Source organism: Streptomyces sp. NPDC015139 (assembly GCF_043079785.1).
Taxonomy (GTDB): domain Bacteria; phylum Actinomycetota; class Actinomycetes; order Streptomycetales; family Streptomycetaceae; genus Streptomyces; species Streptomyces albidocamelliae.
The window spans coordinates 30,968-42,876 of record NZ_JBIBUW010000030.1 but is presented as its reverse complement, the minus strand read 5'-3'; the positions used below and the strand labels follow the sequence as shown (position 1 = coordinate 42,876).

Sequence of the window (11,909 nt, the reverse complement as noted above, 5' to 3'; positions counted from 1 at the left end):
CAGGCGATCGTCGCCTTCGTGATCCTGCGGGGCACGGCCGCGGAGACCGAGGCGCTCGTCGGCGAGCTGCGCGACCACGTGGGCGCGACGCTCGGGCCGATCGCCAAGCCCAAGCGGATCCTTCCGGTGGCGGAGCTGCCGAAGACCCGCTCCGGCAAGATCATGCGCCGTCTGCTGCGCGACGTGGCCGAGAACCGTCAGCTCGGTGACGTCACCACGCTGACCGACTCCACGGTCATGGACCTCATCCAGACCAAGCTCCCGGCGGCGTCCAGCGAGGACTGACCGGCACAGGAGGACCCGAGGGGGCACCCGGACGCGAAGGCGCCGGGTGCCCCCTCGGCGTCCGGCGGACGGATCACCGGCACGGCGGCCCGCCCGCCCGTTGGGTAAAGTGAGAAAGCGTCGTAGGTCCGAGAAGAGTCATGGGTGCGCCGGGAAGTCTGGTCGGCATGTGAGCCGTCCTGCCCACCCACCGGAGGTCCCGCCGTGACCGCGCCCCGCAGCCCCGTTTCCCCCCGCAAGGTCCTCGGGCGCCTGTCGCTGCCCGAGCGGACCTTCGTCGCGGACGCGCTGCGCACCGAGACCGTCGGGGGTGTCCTGCTGCTCCTCGCCGCGGTCGCGGCGCTGGTCTGGGCGAACGTCCCCGCCCTGCGGCACAGCTACGAGGCGGTCGGTCACTTCCACTTCGGCCCCGCCGCGCTCGGCCTGAACCTCTCCGTCGCCCACTGGGCCGCCGACGGCCTCCTCGCCGTGTTCTTCTTCGTCGCCGGCATCGAACTCAAGCGGGAACTGGTCGCCGGGGACCTGCGCGACCCGAAGGCGGCGGTGCTGCCCGTGGTGGCCGCGCTGTGCGGCATGGCCGTACCCGCGCTCGTCTACACCCTCACCAACCTCGCCGGGCACGGCTCCACCCAGGGCTGGGCCGTGCCCACCGCCACCGACATCGCCTTCGCGCTCGCCGTCCTCGCGGTCATCGGCACCTCACTGCCCAGCGCCCTGCGCGCCTTCCTGCTCACCCTCGCGGTGGTCGACGACCTCTTCGCGATCCTGATCATCGCGGTCTTCTTCACCGACCGGCTGGACTTCGCCGCGCTCGGCGGGGCCGCCGCGGGCCTGCTGGTCTTCTGGCTGCTGCTGCGCAAGGGCGTGCGCGGCTGGTGGGTGTACGTCCCGCTCGCCGTGGTGATCTGGGCGCTGATGTACAACAGCGGCGTGCACGCGACCATCGCCGGCGTGGCGATGGGCCTGATGCTCCGGTGCACCACCCGGGACGGCGAGGAGCACGCGCCGGGCGAGCACGTCGAGCACCTGGTGCGGCCGCTGTCGGCCGGCCTCTGCGTGCCGCTGTTCGCGCTGTTCAGCGCCGGGGTGGTGGTCTCGGGCGGGGCGCTTGGCGACGTGTTCACCCGGCCGGAGACGCTGGGCGTGGTCCTCGGGCTGGTCGTCGGCAAGACCCTCGGCATCTTCGGCGGCACCTGGCTGACCGCCCGGTTCACCCGTGCCTCCCTCAGTGAGGATCTCGCGTGGGCGGACGTGTTCGCGGTGGCCTCCCTCGCCGGGATCGGCTTCACCGTCTCGCTGCTCATCGGCGAACTGGCCTTCGCCTCGAACGCCGTCCTCACCGACGAGGTGAAGGCGGCGGTCCTGAGCGGATCGCTGATCGCGGCGGTGTGCGCGACGGCGCTGCTGAAGATCCGCAACGCCCGGTACCGCCGGCTGTGGGCGGAGGAGGAGCGCGACGACGACCACGACGGCGTCCCCGACGTCTACGAGCAGGACGACCCGGCGTACCACCTGCGCATGGCCGAGATCCACGAGAACAAGGCCGCCGAGCACCGGCGGATCGCCGCCGAGAGGGCCGCCGCGGCCCGCCACGGGCTTCAGGAAGTGGCGGGCGGGGCAGGCGAGGAGGGCGACCGTCCGGCATGATCTGACGAGACGGTACAAAACAAGACGGCACGAGAGACCTCAGAGGGAGTACGCGATGAGCGCACCCGACGGCAGCCCGGTCGGCGCCGAACGCAGCATCGGCCAGCTGTTCGCCTCGGCGACGACCGAATTGTCGGCGCTGGTGCACGACGAGATCGCGCTGGCCAAGGCCCAGCTCAAGCGCGACGTGAAGCGCGGCGCGACGAGCGGCGGAGCCTTCTCGCTGGCGGGCGCCGTGCTGGTGTTCTCCCTGCCGATGCTCAACTTCGCGCTGGCGTACGGCATCCGCACCTGGAGCGGCTGGAACCTGGCCGTCTGCTTCCTGCTGTCGTTCGCGGCCAATGTGCTGGTCGCCGGCCTGCTCGCACTCATCGGTGTGGTGTTCGCGAAGAAGGCGAAGAAGGAGCAGGGCCCGCAGAAGGTGGCGGCCTCGATGAAGGAGTCGGCGAGCGTCCTGCAGAACGCCAAGCCGCACCCGCGCCCGGAGCTGCCCGAGGAGCGGACCCCCGCCGCCATCGAGGCTGTGGCACGCTCGTCGTCATGACCGAACCCGCCCCCTCGGCCGTCCGGATCGATCTGCCCCATGGCCGGCAGGTCACGCACCGGGACGTCGCCGCCAACGGCGCCCGATTCCACATCGCCGAACTCGGCGACGGCCCCCTGGTGCTGCTGCTGCACAGCTTCCCGCAGTTCTGGTGGACCTGGCGGCACCAGCTCGTCGCGCTCGCGGACGCCGGGTACCGGGCGGTGGCGATGGACCTGCGGGGCGTCGGCGGCAGCGACCGCACGCCCCGCGGGTACGACCCCGCGAACCTGGCCCTCGACGTCACGGGGGTGATCCGGTCGCTCGGCGAGCCGGACGCCGCGCTGGTCGGGCACGACCTCGGCGGATATCTGGCGTGGACGGCGGCCGCGATGCGGCCCAAGCTGGTCCGCCGCCTCGCCGTGGTGTCGATGCCGCATCCGCGGCGCTGGCGCGCGGCGATGCTGCGGGACGCCCGGCAGACGGCCGCCAACTCCTACATCTGGGGTTTCCAGCGGCCGTGGCTGCCGGAGCGTCAACTCATCGCGGACGACGGGGCGCTGGTGGGCCGTCTGATCCGGGAGTGGTCCGGGCCGCGGCCGCCGGAGGACGAGGCGGTGGAGACGTACCGGCGGGCCATGTGCATCCCGTCCACGGCCCACTGCTCGATCGAGCCGTACCGCTGGCTGGTGCGCTCCCTGGCGCGCCCGGACGGCGTCCAGTTCTACCGCAGGATGAAGCGGCCGGTGCGGGTGCCCACGCTGCATCTGCACGGCTCCCTGGACCCCGTCAGCCGGGTGCGCAGCGCGGCCGGTTCGGGTGAGTACGTCGAAGCGCCGTACCGCTGGCGGCTGTTCGACGGTCTCGGGCACTTCCCGCACGAGGAGGACCCGTCGGCGTTCTCCACGGAACTGGTCAACTGGCTGAAGGATCCCGAGCCGGACCGGTGACGGGACGGTCCGCCGGATGACCGTTCCGTGACGGTATCGATGCGCGGAGTATCCGGTTGCTGAACACTTGTCCCTCGAACGGCCACATGCCTGCCGCATAGGCCAATTGGGGGCCGCCGAGGCGGTTATCGACCTTCGGGCGGGGGCACACGTCGGGGTATGGGCTGGACGCACGACTACAGTGACGCACCCCGCAACCGCCGCTCGGCCGGCGGGCTGAGCACGCCTCAGCGAGGCACCCCGCAACTCACGGAAGCGGACCTCCGGGTGGGGATCCCGCGTATCCTGCGCCGCCGGGCGCGGTGGGTGTCGATGCGTCTGCGTCACCCCCGCGGCTGATCACCCGCCCCTGACCCCGGGGGCGTTCACAGGGCGCAGCTGTCCGTACCCACCTGCTCGTCCGCCGTCCTTCCCCGGTCGGCGTCGGCCCGGATCTCGTCCGCGGTGAGGGCGTACCCGGTGTCCGCGTCGTCCAGGGACTTGGCGAACACCACGCCGTAGACCTTGCCGTCGGGCGTGAGCAGCGGTCCGCCGGAGTTGCCCTGACGGACGGTCGCGTACAGCGAGTAGACGTCACGGCGCACGGTGCCGCGGTGGTAGATGTCCGGGCCGTTGGCCGTGATGCGTCCGCGCACGCGGGCGGCGCGGACGTCGTAGGAGCCGTTCTCCGGGAAGCCGGCGACGATCGCGCCGTCACCGCCGGTCGCGTCCCGGGGGGTGAACTTCAGGGCGGTCGCCCTCAGGTCCGGTACGTCGAGGACGGCGATGTCGCGCTTCCAGTCGTACAGCACGACCTTGGCGTCGTACTTGCGGCCCTCGCCGCCTATCTGCACGGTCGGCTCGTCGACCCCGCCCACGACGTGGGCGTTGGTCATGACCCGGCGGTCGGCGAAGACGAACCCGGTGCCCTCCAGGACCTTTCCGCAGCTCTGCGCGGTGCCGGTGACCTTGACGATGGAACGCTGGGCGCGCGTGGGGACGGCGCTGTGCGCGAGGGCCGGGTCGGGCGGCTGGACGTCCTTGATGGGCTCGTTGGAGAACGGGCTGAAGACCTGCGGGAAGCCATTCTGCGCGAGGACCGAGGAGAAGTCCGCGAACCAGGTGTCGGCCTGCGCGGGCAGCGCCCGGGAGACACCGAGGAGCACCTTGGAGCCGCGGACCTCCTTGCCGAGCGTCGGCAGCGTCGTGCCGGCGAGGGCGGAGCCGATCAGCCAGGCGACCAGCAGCATCGCGACGACGTTGACCAGCGCGCCGCCCGTGGCGTCGAGGGCGCGGGCCGGTGACCAGGTGATGTGCCGGCGGAGCTTGTTGCCGAGGTGGGTGGTCAGGGCCTGGCCGACCGAGGCGCAGACGATGACGACGATCACGGCGACGACGGCCGCGGTGGTGCCGACCTCCGAGTTCTCGGTCATGGCGTCCCAGATGACGGGCAGCGCGTACACGGCGACGAGACCACCGCCCAGGAATCCGATCACCGACAGGATGCCGACGACGAAGCCCTGGCGGTAGCCCACGACCGCGAACCACACGGCCGCGACCAGCAACAGGATGTCCAGCACGTTCACAAACGACACCCTGTCATGAGCGCCAGTCGAGCGGGACCTGCTTCTCGCGGTCCCAGGGGCGCTCCCAGCCCGCGTAGTGCAGCAGCCGGTCGATCACACCGGCCGTGAACCCCCAGACCAGGGCGGATTCGACCAGGAATGCCGGACCTCGGTGTCCGCTGGGGTGGACCGTGGTGGCGCGGTTGGCGGGGTCCGTGAGATCCGCCACGGGGACCGTGAACACCCGGGCGGTCTCGTTCGGGTCGACGACGCCGACCGGGCTCGGCTCGCGCCACCAGCCGAGCACGGAGGTCACGACGAATCTGCTGACCGGGATGTACAGCCGGGGCAGCACGCCGAAGAGCTGCACCCCGGACGGGTCGAGGCCGGTCTCCTCCTCGGCCTCGCGCAGCGCGGCACGCAGTGGACCGTCGCCGTGCGGATCGCCGTCCTCGGGGTCGAGCGCGCCGCCCGGGAAGGACGGCTGCCCGGCGTGCGAGCGCAGGGAGCCGGCGCGCTCCATGAGCAGCAGCTCGGGGCCCCGCTCGCCCTCGCCGAACAGGATGAGCACCGCGGACTGGCGGCCCGAGCCGTTCTCCGGCGGCAGGAAGCGGCTGAGCTGGAGCGGTTCGACCGTCTCGGCGGCCCGCGCGACCGGGTCGAGCCAGTCCGGCAGCCCCTCCGTGCTGAGCGTCACCGCGTCGCCCCGTGTCTCACTGGCCCTCGTCATCGCCACCCCCGTCGCTTCGCCTGTCCAACGCCCGAGGGTCCCGGGATCGTTCCGTCACGCGGCCCCCAGAGGCGGGGCCGGCCTGCCGCCCGCGTCGAGGTAGGCCTGCGGGGGGTTGAGCCGCTGGCCGGGGAAGCCGCCCTTCTCGTACTTCAGGAGCTTCGTCGCCTTCTCCGGGTCGGTCTCGCCCTCGCCGTAGGCGGGGCAGAGCGGGGCGATGGGGCAGGCACCGCAGGCGGGCTTGCGGGCGTGGCAGATGCGACGGCCGTGCCAGATCACGTGGTGGGACAGGTCGGTCCAGTCGCTCTTCGGGAACAGCGCGCCGACGGCGTTCTCGATCCGGTCCGGGTCGGTCTCCTCGGTCCACCGCCAGCGCCGTACCAGCCGCTGGAAGTGGGTGTCCACGGTGATCCCGGGCCGTCCGAAGGCGTTGCCGAGCACGACGAAGGCGGTCTTGCGGCCCACGCCGGGCAGCTTGACGAGATCCTCCAGCTTTCCGGGCACCTCGCCGCCGAAGTCCTCGGTGAGCGCCTTGGACAGCCCTATGACCGACCGGGTCTTGGCCCGGAAGAAGCCGCACGGGCGCAGGATCTCCTCGACCTCCTCGGGGTCGGCGGCGGCCAGGTCCTCGGGGGTCGGGTACTTCGCGAACAGCGCCGGGGTGGTCTGGTTGACCCGCAGGTCGGTGGTCTGCGCCGACAGCACGGTGGCGACCAGCAGCTGGAAGGGGTTCGTGAAGTCCAGCTCGGGGTGGGCGTAGGGGTAGACCTCGGCGAGTTCGCGGTTGATCTTGCGTGCCCGCCGTACGAGCGCCGTCCGCGATTCCGGCTTCCACGGTTTCACGGCCTCGGTCACCGACGCGGCCGCCTTGCGCACCTTGCTCACTGCCATGCACGAAGGCTACGCCGACGTGGGGGGCACCGGTGGTGGATCACCGCGACGACGGACCGGACGGCCGGAGATCGCCGGTGGCCGCCCGGGTCACCACCGGAGGATCAACGTGTCCTCGTGCGCCGGAGGCGCCGGGCACGCCGGGAGCGCCGGGAGCGTGGGGGCGGGCGGCGCGGCGGTGGTCCTCGGCAGGGGGGACGCCAGCCGCGCGTAGGCGCCGCCCCGCGCGAGCAGCTCCTCGTGGGTGCCGCTCTCCACGAGCCGGCCGTGCTCGACGACCAGGATCCGGTCGGCGTCGGGGGCGAGGCTCAGATCATGCGTGATCATGATCGTCGTACGGCCCGCCATCAGGCGGCGCAGCGGCCGGACCACCTGGCGGGCGGCCACCGCGTCCAGCCCGGCCGTGGGCTCGTCCAGGACGAGGACCGGGGCCCCGCGGAGCATGGCGCGGGCGATGGCGATGCGCCGGAGCTGGCCGCCGGAGAGGGCGGCGGTGCCGGGGGCGATGGGGGTGTCGTAGCCCTCGGGGAGCGCGGTGACGAAGTCGTGGGCCGCCGCGTCCCGGGCCGCCTGCTCGATCTCGGTGTCGGTCGCGCCGGGGCGGCCGCAGCCGATGTTCTCGCGGATGGTGCCGTTCAGGATCAGCGTCTGCTGGGGCAGCAGGGCGATCTGTTCGCGCAGGAAGTGCAGGGGGAGGTCCGGGAGGGGGACGCCGTCCAGGGTGATCACCCCGGCGCTGGGGTCGTGGAAGCGGGTGAGGAGGCCGGCCAGGGTGGACTTTCCGGCGCCGCTCGGGCCGGTGACGAGGATCAGCTCGCCGGGGCCGGCGGTGAGGGTCACGCCCCAGAGGCAGGCGCGGGGGGAGCCGGGGTGGCGGAAGGAGACGTCGTGGAGGCCGAGCCGGCCGCTGACGGGCCGGTGGGCGACCGGTTCGGCCGGGTCGGTCACGGCGGGTTCGGCGTCCAGGACCTCCCCGATGCGCCGGGCGCCGGCGGTGGCCGCGGTGACCGTCAGGCCGAGCGCGCCGAGGCTGCGGACGGGCGGGTAGAGATAGCCCAGGAAGGCCGCGAACGCGAGGAGCTGACCGAGTGTCATCCGGCCGGCGGAGATCTCCCACACGCCGAGGCCGATCACGGCGAGCACGCACAGTGTCTCGACGACCTCGACGGACTGCTCGTACCGCTCGCTCAGCCGCGCCCCGCGCACGCTCGCCCGCATCCAGGCGCGGGCCTCGCGGTCCAGGCGTGCGGCCTCGTCCCGCTGCCGGTTGTAGGCCTGGGTGAGGACGATGTTGCCCAGCGACTCCTCCACCACCGAGGTGATCGCGCCGTCGGCGGCCCGCTCGTCCCGGGAGGCCTGCTCGATCCGGCCGGAGAAACGGCGGGCGGCGAGCAGGAACAGGGGCGCGAGGACGAACGTGGCGAGGGCCAGGTCCCAGCGCAGCCAGAAGGCGGCGGCCGCGTAGAAGACGGCCGAGAGGGCGGCCGAGAAGGCGCCGACGACTCCGGACACCACCAGCCGCTCGACGGACTCGACGTCCCCGGTGAGCCGTTCGACGAGATCGCCCCGCCGGTGCCGCTGGAAGAAGTGCGGGGGGAGGTCCTGGAGGTGCCGGAAGACGCCCGCGCGCAGGCGCAGCACGAATCTCTCCGCGGTCCAGGCGGCCAGGGAGTTGCCCAGGTAGCCGACGAGTGCGGCGAGGACGGCCACGCCGAGCCAGGCACCGGCCGGCCCCCAGAAGGCGGACGGCGACCCGGTCGCGAGGGCGTGGTCGGTCAGCTCGGCGAACAGCAGGACCGCCACGGTCTCGGCGAGTACGGCGGCCGCCACGCAGGCCGTGATCACCGCGAGCCATCGGCGGTCGCCGCGGGTCAGCGGCCAGAACCGGCGGAAGGCCGCACGGGCTTCCCTCACCATCGGTCGTTCCTTTCCACGGCTGTGGACACGGCCGGGCGGGGCCACCGGTACGGCCGTACGGCGACCGGTGACCCCGCCTCGCGGTGCCGTCGCTCAGCCCTTGTCTCCGACCGGGCGGCGCTTCGGCGCGGGAGCGGCCTTCTTCGGCGCCGGGCGCTTCGGGGCCGGAGCGGGCTTGCGGTGCTTCTTCACGGGGGCGAGCCGGTGGAAAGACATGGAATTCTCCTCCTTGATTCACGGTCAGGCCTCAGCTTTCTTTGCCGGGACCCAGCTTGCTTTTGTCGCCGGCTCACGGCGGCCCTCACTTGTCGCCCAACAGGCACCTGAGCGGGGACTTCTTCGCCGTTCGCTTTCGACATGGAAAACGTTACGGCACCAGAAAGCCGCGAAAGGCCGATTCCGCTGAGACCTCAATGAAATACCCCTGAGAAGAATTCTCAGGGGTATTTCGGAACCGTGGAGGTATTCACACAGGTTTTACCGCGTGATGCTCACTGCACGATGGTGATCCGGCCGGTGGCGGGAGGAGCGATCGGGCTGCCGGCCGAGGAGTTCGCCGTGAGGTACTTCTCCAGCGCCGACAGGTCGTCGGAGCCGACCACGTCGTTCGTGCCCTGGCCCAGCGTCGGGAAGCCGTCGCCGCCGCCCGCGAGGAAGCTGTTGGTGGCGACGCGGTAGGTGGCCGCGAGGTCGACCGGGGCGCCGTTCAGGCGGATGGAGTCGGTGACCACGCGGTCGGCGCCGGACTTGGTCATGTCCAGGGTGTAGGTGAGCCCGGCGGACGGCTGGAGGATCTTCGGCGCGGCCGCGTTGGGCCCGCTCACCTGCTCCTTGAGCACCTGGACGAGCTGCGCGCCGGTGAAGTCCTGGAGGTTCACGGTGTTGGCGAACGGCTGCACGGTGAAGCCCTCGGCGTAGGTGACGACCCCGTCGCCCTCGGCGCCCTTGGCCGCGTAGGTCAGCCCGGCCCGTACGCCGCCCGGGTTCATCAGCGCGAGGCTGGTCTTCGGGTCCAGCTCCTTGCCGTGGGCGAGCTGCGCGTCGGCGATCAGGTCACCCATCGGCGACTCGGTGCCGGTGTTGCCGATGTCGCCGGAGATCCAGCCGATGGGGCGGTTGCCGATCGGGGCGGCCAGGGTGTTCCAGCGGGCGATCAGGTCCGTCATGTCCTGCGCCTTGGGGACGTCCCGGGTGACCACGCGGTTCGCGGACTTCACGGCCGTACGGGCGATGTCCCCGGTGCGGCGGTCGTAGGTCAGCGTGGTGTCCGTGTAGAGGCGGCCGAAGGAGGCGGCCGACGTGACCATGCGGGGGCGGCCGGACGGGTCCGGGATGTCGCAGACGTACGCGTTGTGGGTGTGGCCGGTGACGAGGGCGTCGACGGCCGGCGTGACGTTCTTCGCGATGTCCACGATCGGACCGGAGATGCCGGAGCCCGCGCCCGCGGCGTCGCAGTCGTAGTTGTAGGCGCCGGAGGCCGGGAAGCCGCCCTCGTGGATCAGGGCCACGATCGACTGCACGCCCTGGCGCTGGAGCACCTTGGCGTACTTGTCGATCGTCTCGACCTCGTCCTTGAAGGCCAGGCCCTTGACGCCGTCGGCGGAGACGATGTCCGGCGTGCCCTCGAGGGTGACGCCGATGAAGCCGATCTTGACGTCCTTCTTCTTCCAGACCCAGTACGGCTTCAGGATCGGCCGCTTCGTCTTCTCGTCGAGGACGTTCGCCGCCAGGTACGGGTAGTCGGCGCCCTCGAACCGCTGGTCCGTGTAGCACCCGTCCGTCGGGTGGCAGCCGCCGTTCTGGAGGCGGGCCAGTTCCCGGGCGCCCTCGTCGAACTCGTGGTTGCCGACCGAGGTGACGTCCAGCTTCAGCTTGTTGAGCGCCTCGACGGTGGGCTCGTCGTGGAACAGGCCCGACAGCAGCGGGGAGGCGCCGACCATGTCGCCGCCGGCCGCGGTGATCGAGTACGGGTGGCCCTGCCGGGCCGTGCGCAGGTGCGTCGCGAGGTACTCGACGCCACCGGCGTCGACGGTCTTCGTCGTGCCGTCCGGCTGGAGTTCGGTGACCCGGCCGGAGGAGCCCGACGGGGGCTCGAGGTTGCCGTGCAGGTCGTTGAAGGACAGCAGCTGCACGTCCTGGTAGCGGCTCGGACGGCCGTGGCCGTGGCCGCCCTTGTCGGTGTGCGCCTGCGCGGGCATCGCGGCGGCCAGGGCTGCGGCCGTGGCGAGTGCGGCGGTCGTCGCGAGGAGCGCCGAGGTACGGCGTCTGCGCCGGAGTGCGGCTGGCATGGGACCCCCCTGTGGGTCGCGGTGATGAGTGGACCGGCAGCGCAGCCTAAGGTCAACGCGCGTAGCGCGACAGGGGGTTCGTGGTTACATCCTGGTTTCCCTTTGCCGGATTCTTTGCCTGTTCCCGTACCGGCTGCGGTGCCGGGACTTCGCCCCGGCCGCGCCGTACCCTCGTACGCATGAGCAGCGACGACACCGTACGGGCCTTCCCCTCCCGCTCCATCGAGACCTACGACGCACTCGCGCCCGACCGGGCCGAGGCCGTGCTCGACCTGCTCGCCGAGGCCGCCCGGGTCGACGGCCAGCAGCCGGTGTCCGAGCAGGGCCGGCTCCAGCTGCGCGGCGGTGCCCGCGAGGGCGTCACGCATCTGCTGCTGGACGTGGACGGCGAACTCGTCGGCTACGCGCAGATGGAGGACACCGACCCGGTGGAGGCACCCGCCGCCGAACTGGTCGTGCACCCCGCCCACCGGGGTCACGGGCACGGGCGGGCGCTCGGCGCGGCACTGCTCGCGGCCTCCGGCAAGCGGCTGCGGGTGTGGGCGCACGGCGGGCACGCGGCCGCCCGGCACCTCGCCCAGGTGCTGGGCCTGACCCTGTTCCGTGAACTGCGGAAGATGAGGCGCCCGTTGACCGGCCTGGCGCTGCCCGACCCGGTGCTCCCCGAGGGCGTGACCGTGCGCGCCTTCGTGCCCGGCAAGGACGACGCGGGCTGGCTGGCGGTCAACGCGGCCGCCTTCGCCCACCACCCCGAGCAGGGCTCACTGACCCAGCGGGACCTCGACGACCGCAAGGGCGAGGCGTGGTTCGACCCGTCCGGGTTCTTCCTCGCCGAGCGGCGCGGGGAACTGGTCGGCTTCCACTGGACCAAGGTGCACGCCGAGGAGGGGCTGGGCGAGGTGTACGTCCTCGGGGTGCGGCCCGGCGAGCAGGGCGGCGGCCTCGGCAAGGCCCTCACCACCATCGGCCTGCGCCATCTGGCGGCCCAGCAGCTGCCGACCGCGATGCTCTACGTCGACGCCGACAACACCGCGGCGGTGTCGGTGTACGAGCGGCTGGGGTTCACGGTGCACGAGACCGACCTGATGTACCGCACCGAAACCTGACGAACACCCCCTCTTCCGGAGGGCCAGG

General features: G+C 72.1%; 11 protein-coding genes and 1 pseudogene. 6 read left to right on the top strand and 6 right to left on the bottom strand.

Going from position 1 to position 11,909, the window contains the following annotated elements; genetic code table 11:
- From ACF08B_RS39315 to ACF08B_RS39295, 5 genes and pseudogenes are all read left to right on the top strand, one after another.
- Positions 1–285, top strand: a pseudogene (locus tag ACF08B_RS39315) (acetyl-coenzyme A synthetase); the annotation flags it as partial.
- Between the two features lie 204 nt (positions 286–489).
- Positions 490–1,932 (top strand): Na+/H+ antiporter NhaA, encoded by a 1,443-nt coding sequence (gene nhaA / locus ACF08B_RS39310; RefSeq protein ID WP_392321838.1) that lies wholly within the window; start codon positions 490–492, stop codon positions 1,930–1,932.
- 55 nt (positions 1,933–1,987) lie between these two features.
- Complete coding sequence (locus ACF08B_RS39305; RefSeq protein ID WP_392171292.1) at positions 1,988–2,476, top strand: phage holin family protein; 489 nt, start codon at positions 1,988–1,990, stop codon at positions 2,474–2,476.
- On the top strand, positions 2,473–3,405 hold the full coding sequence (locus tag ACF08B_RS39300; protein WP_392321837.1) for an alpha/beta fold hydrolase: 933 nt from the start codon (positions 2,473–2,475) through the stop codon (positions 3,403–3,405). The genes ACF08B_RS39305 and ACF08B_RS39300 overlap by 4 nt, the downstream gene beginning before the upstream one ends.
- A 159-nt stretch (positions 3,406–3,564) precedes the next feature.
- Entirely contained in the window at positions 3,565–3,744 is a 180-nt protein-coding gene (locus tag ACF08B_RS39295; protein ID WP_093476586.1) for a hypothetical protein, read from the top strand.
- A 26-nt stretch (positions 3,745–3,770) separates the two neighbouring features.
- On the opposite strand, the gene ACF08B_RS39290 is transcribed toward ACF08B_RS39295, so the two are convergent.
- The 6 genes from ACF08B_RS39290 to ACF08B_RS39265 all read right to left on the bottom strand — a co-directional run bounded on the left by ACF08B_RS39290 (position 3,771) and on the right by ACF08B_RS39265 (position 10,775).
- On the bottom strand, positions 3,771–4,970 hold the full coding sequence (locus ACF08B_RS39290; RefSeq protein ID WP_392321836.1) for a MarP family serine protease: 1,200 nt from the start codon (positions 4,968–4,970) through the stop codon (positions 3,771–3,773).
- Positions 4,971–4,983: 13 nt separating this feature from the next.
- Positions 4,984–5,679, bottom strand: coding sequence for an NUDIX hydrolase (locus tag ACF08B_RS39285; protein ID WP_392321835.1), 696 nt, complete (start codon positions 5,677–5,679; stop codon positions 4,984–4,986).
- A 54-nt stretch (positions 5,680–5,733) separates the two neighbouring features.
- Positions 5,734–6,570, bottom strand: coding sequence for an endonuclease III (nth, locus tag ACF08B_RS39280; RefSeq protein WP_093476582.1), 837 nt, complete (start codon positions 6,568–6,570; stop codon positions 5,734–5,736).
- 90 nt (positions 6,571–6,660) lie between these two features.
- Positions 6,661–8,487, bottom strand: coding sequence for an ABC transporter ATP-binding protein (locus tag ACF08B_RS39275; protein WP_392321834.1), 1,827 nt, complete (start codon positions 8,485–8,487; stop codon positions 6,661–6,663).
- A gap of 93 nt (positions 8,488–8,580) precedes the next feature.
- Entirely contained in the window at positions 8,581–8,703 is a 123-nt protein-coding gene (locus ACF08B_RS39270) for a hypothetical protein (protein WP_392321833.1), read from the bottom strand.
- A 275-nt stretch (positions 8,704–8,978) separates the two neighbouring features.
- Positions 8,979–10,775: a bifunctional metallophosphatase/5'-nucleotidase gene (locus ACF08B_RS39265; RefSeq protein WP_392321832.1), complete on the bottom strand. Its 1,797-nt coding sequence runs from the start codon at positions 10,773–10,775 to the stop codon at positions 8,979–8,981.
- 179 nt (positions 10,776–10,954) lie between these two features.
- On the opposite strand from ACF08B_RS39265, the gene mshD reads away from it, so the two are divergent.
- A complete protein-coding gene (gene mshD, locus ACF08B_RS39260) occupies positions 10,955–11,881 on the top strand; it encodes a mycothiol synthase (RefSeq protein ID WP_392321831.1) in 927 nt (308 codons plus the stop codon).
- The last annotated feature ends 28 nt before the right edge of the window (positions 11,882–11,909 follow it).

Bases quoted from the DNA above. Each gene is read 5' to 3' on its own strand.
- ACF08B_RS39285 (WP_392321835.1), bottom strand. From the start codon at position 5,679: ATGACGAGGGCCAGTGAGACACGGGGCGACGCGGTGACGCTCAGCACG.
- ACF08B_RS39300 (WP_392321837.1), top strand. From the start codon at position 2,473: ATGACCGAACCCGCCCCCTCGGCCGTCCGGATCGATCTGCCCCATGGC.
- nth (WP_093476582.1), bottom strand. From the start codon at position 6,570: ATGGCAGTGAGCAAGGTGCGCAAGGCGGCCGCGTCGGTGACCGAGGCC.
- ACF08B_RS39265 (WP_392321832.1), bottom strand. From the start codon at position 10,775: ATGCCAGCCGCACTCCGGCGCAGACGCCGTACCTCGGCGCTCCTCGCG.
- ACF08B_RS39270 (WP_392321833.1), bottom strand. From the start codon at position 8,703: ATGTCTTTCCACCGGCTCGCCCCCGTGAAGAAGCACCGCAAGCCCGCT.
- ACF08B_RS39275 (WP_392321834.1), bottom strand. From the start codon at position 8,487: ATGGTGAGGGAAGCCCGTGCGGCCTTCCGCCGGTTCTGGCCGCTGACC.
- ACF08B_RS39305 (WP_392171292.1), top strand. From the start codon at position 1,988: ATGAGCGCACCCGACGGCAGCCCGGTCGGCGCCGAACGCAGCATCGGC.
- ACF08B_RS39295 (WP_093476586.1), top strand. From the start codon at position 3,565: ATGGGCTGGACGCACGACTACAGTGACGCACCCCGCAACCGCCGCTCG.
- mshD (WP_392321831.1), top strand. From the start codon at position 10,955: ATGAGCAGCGACGACACCGTACGGGCCTTCCCCTCCCGCTCCATCGAG.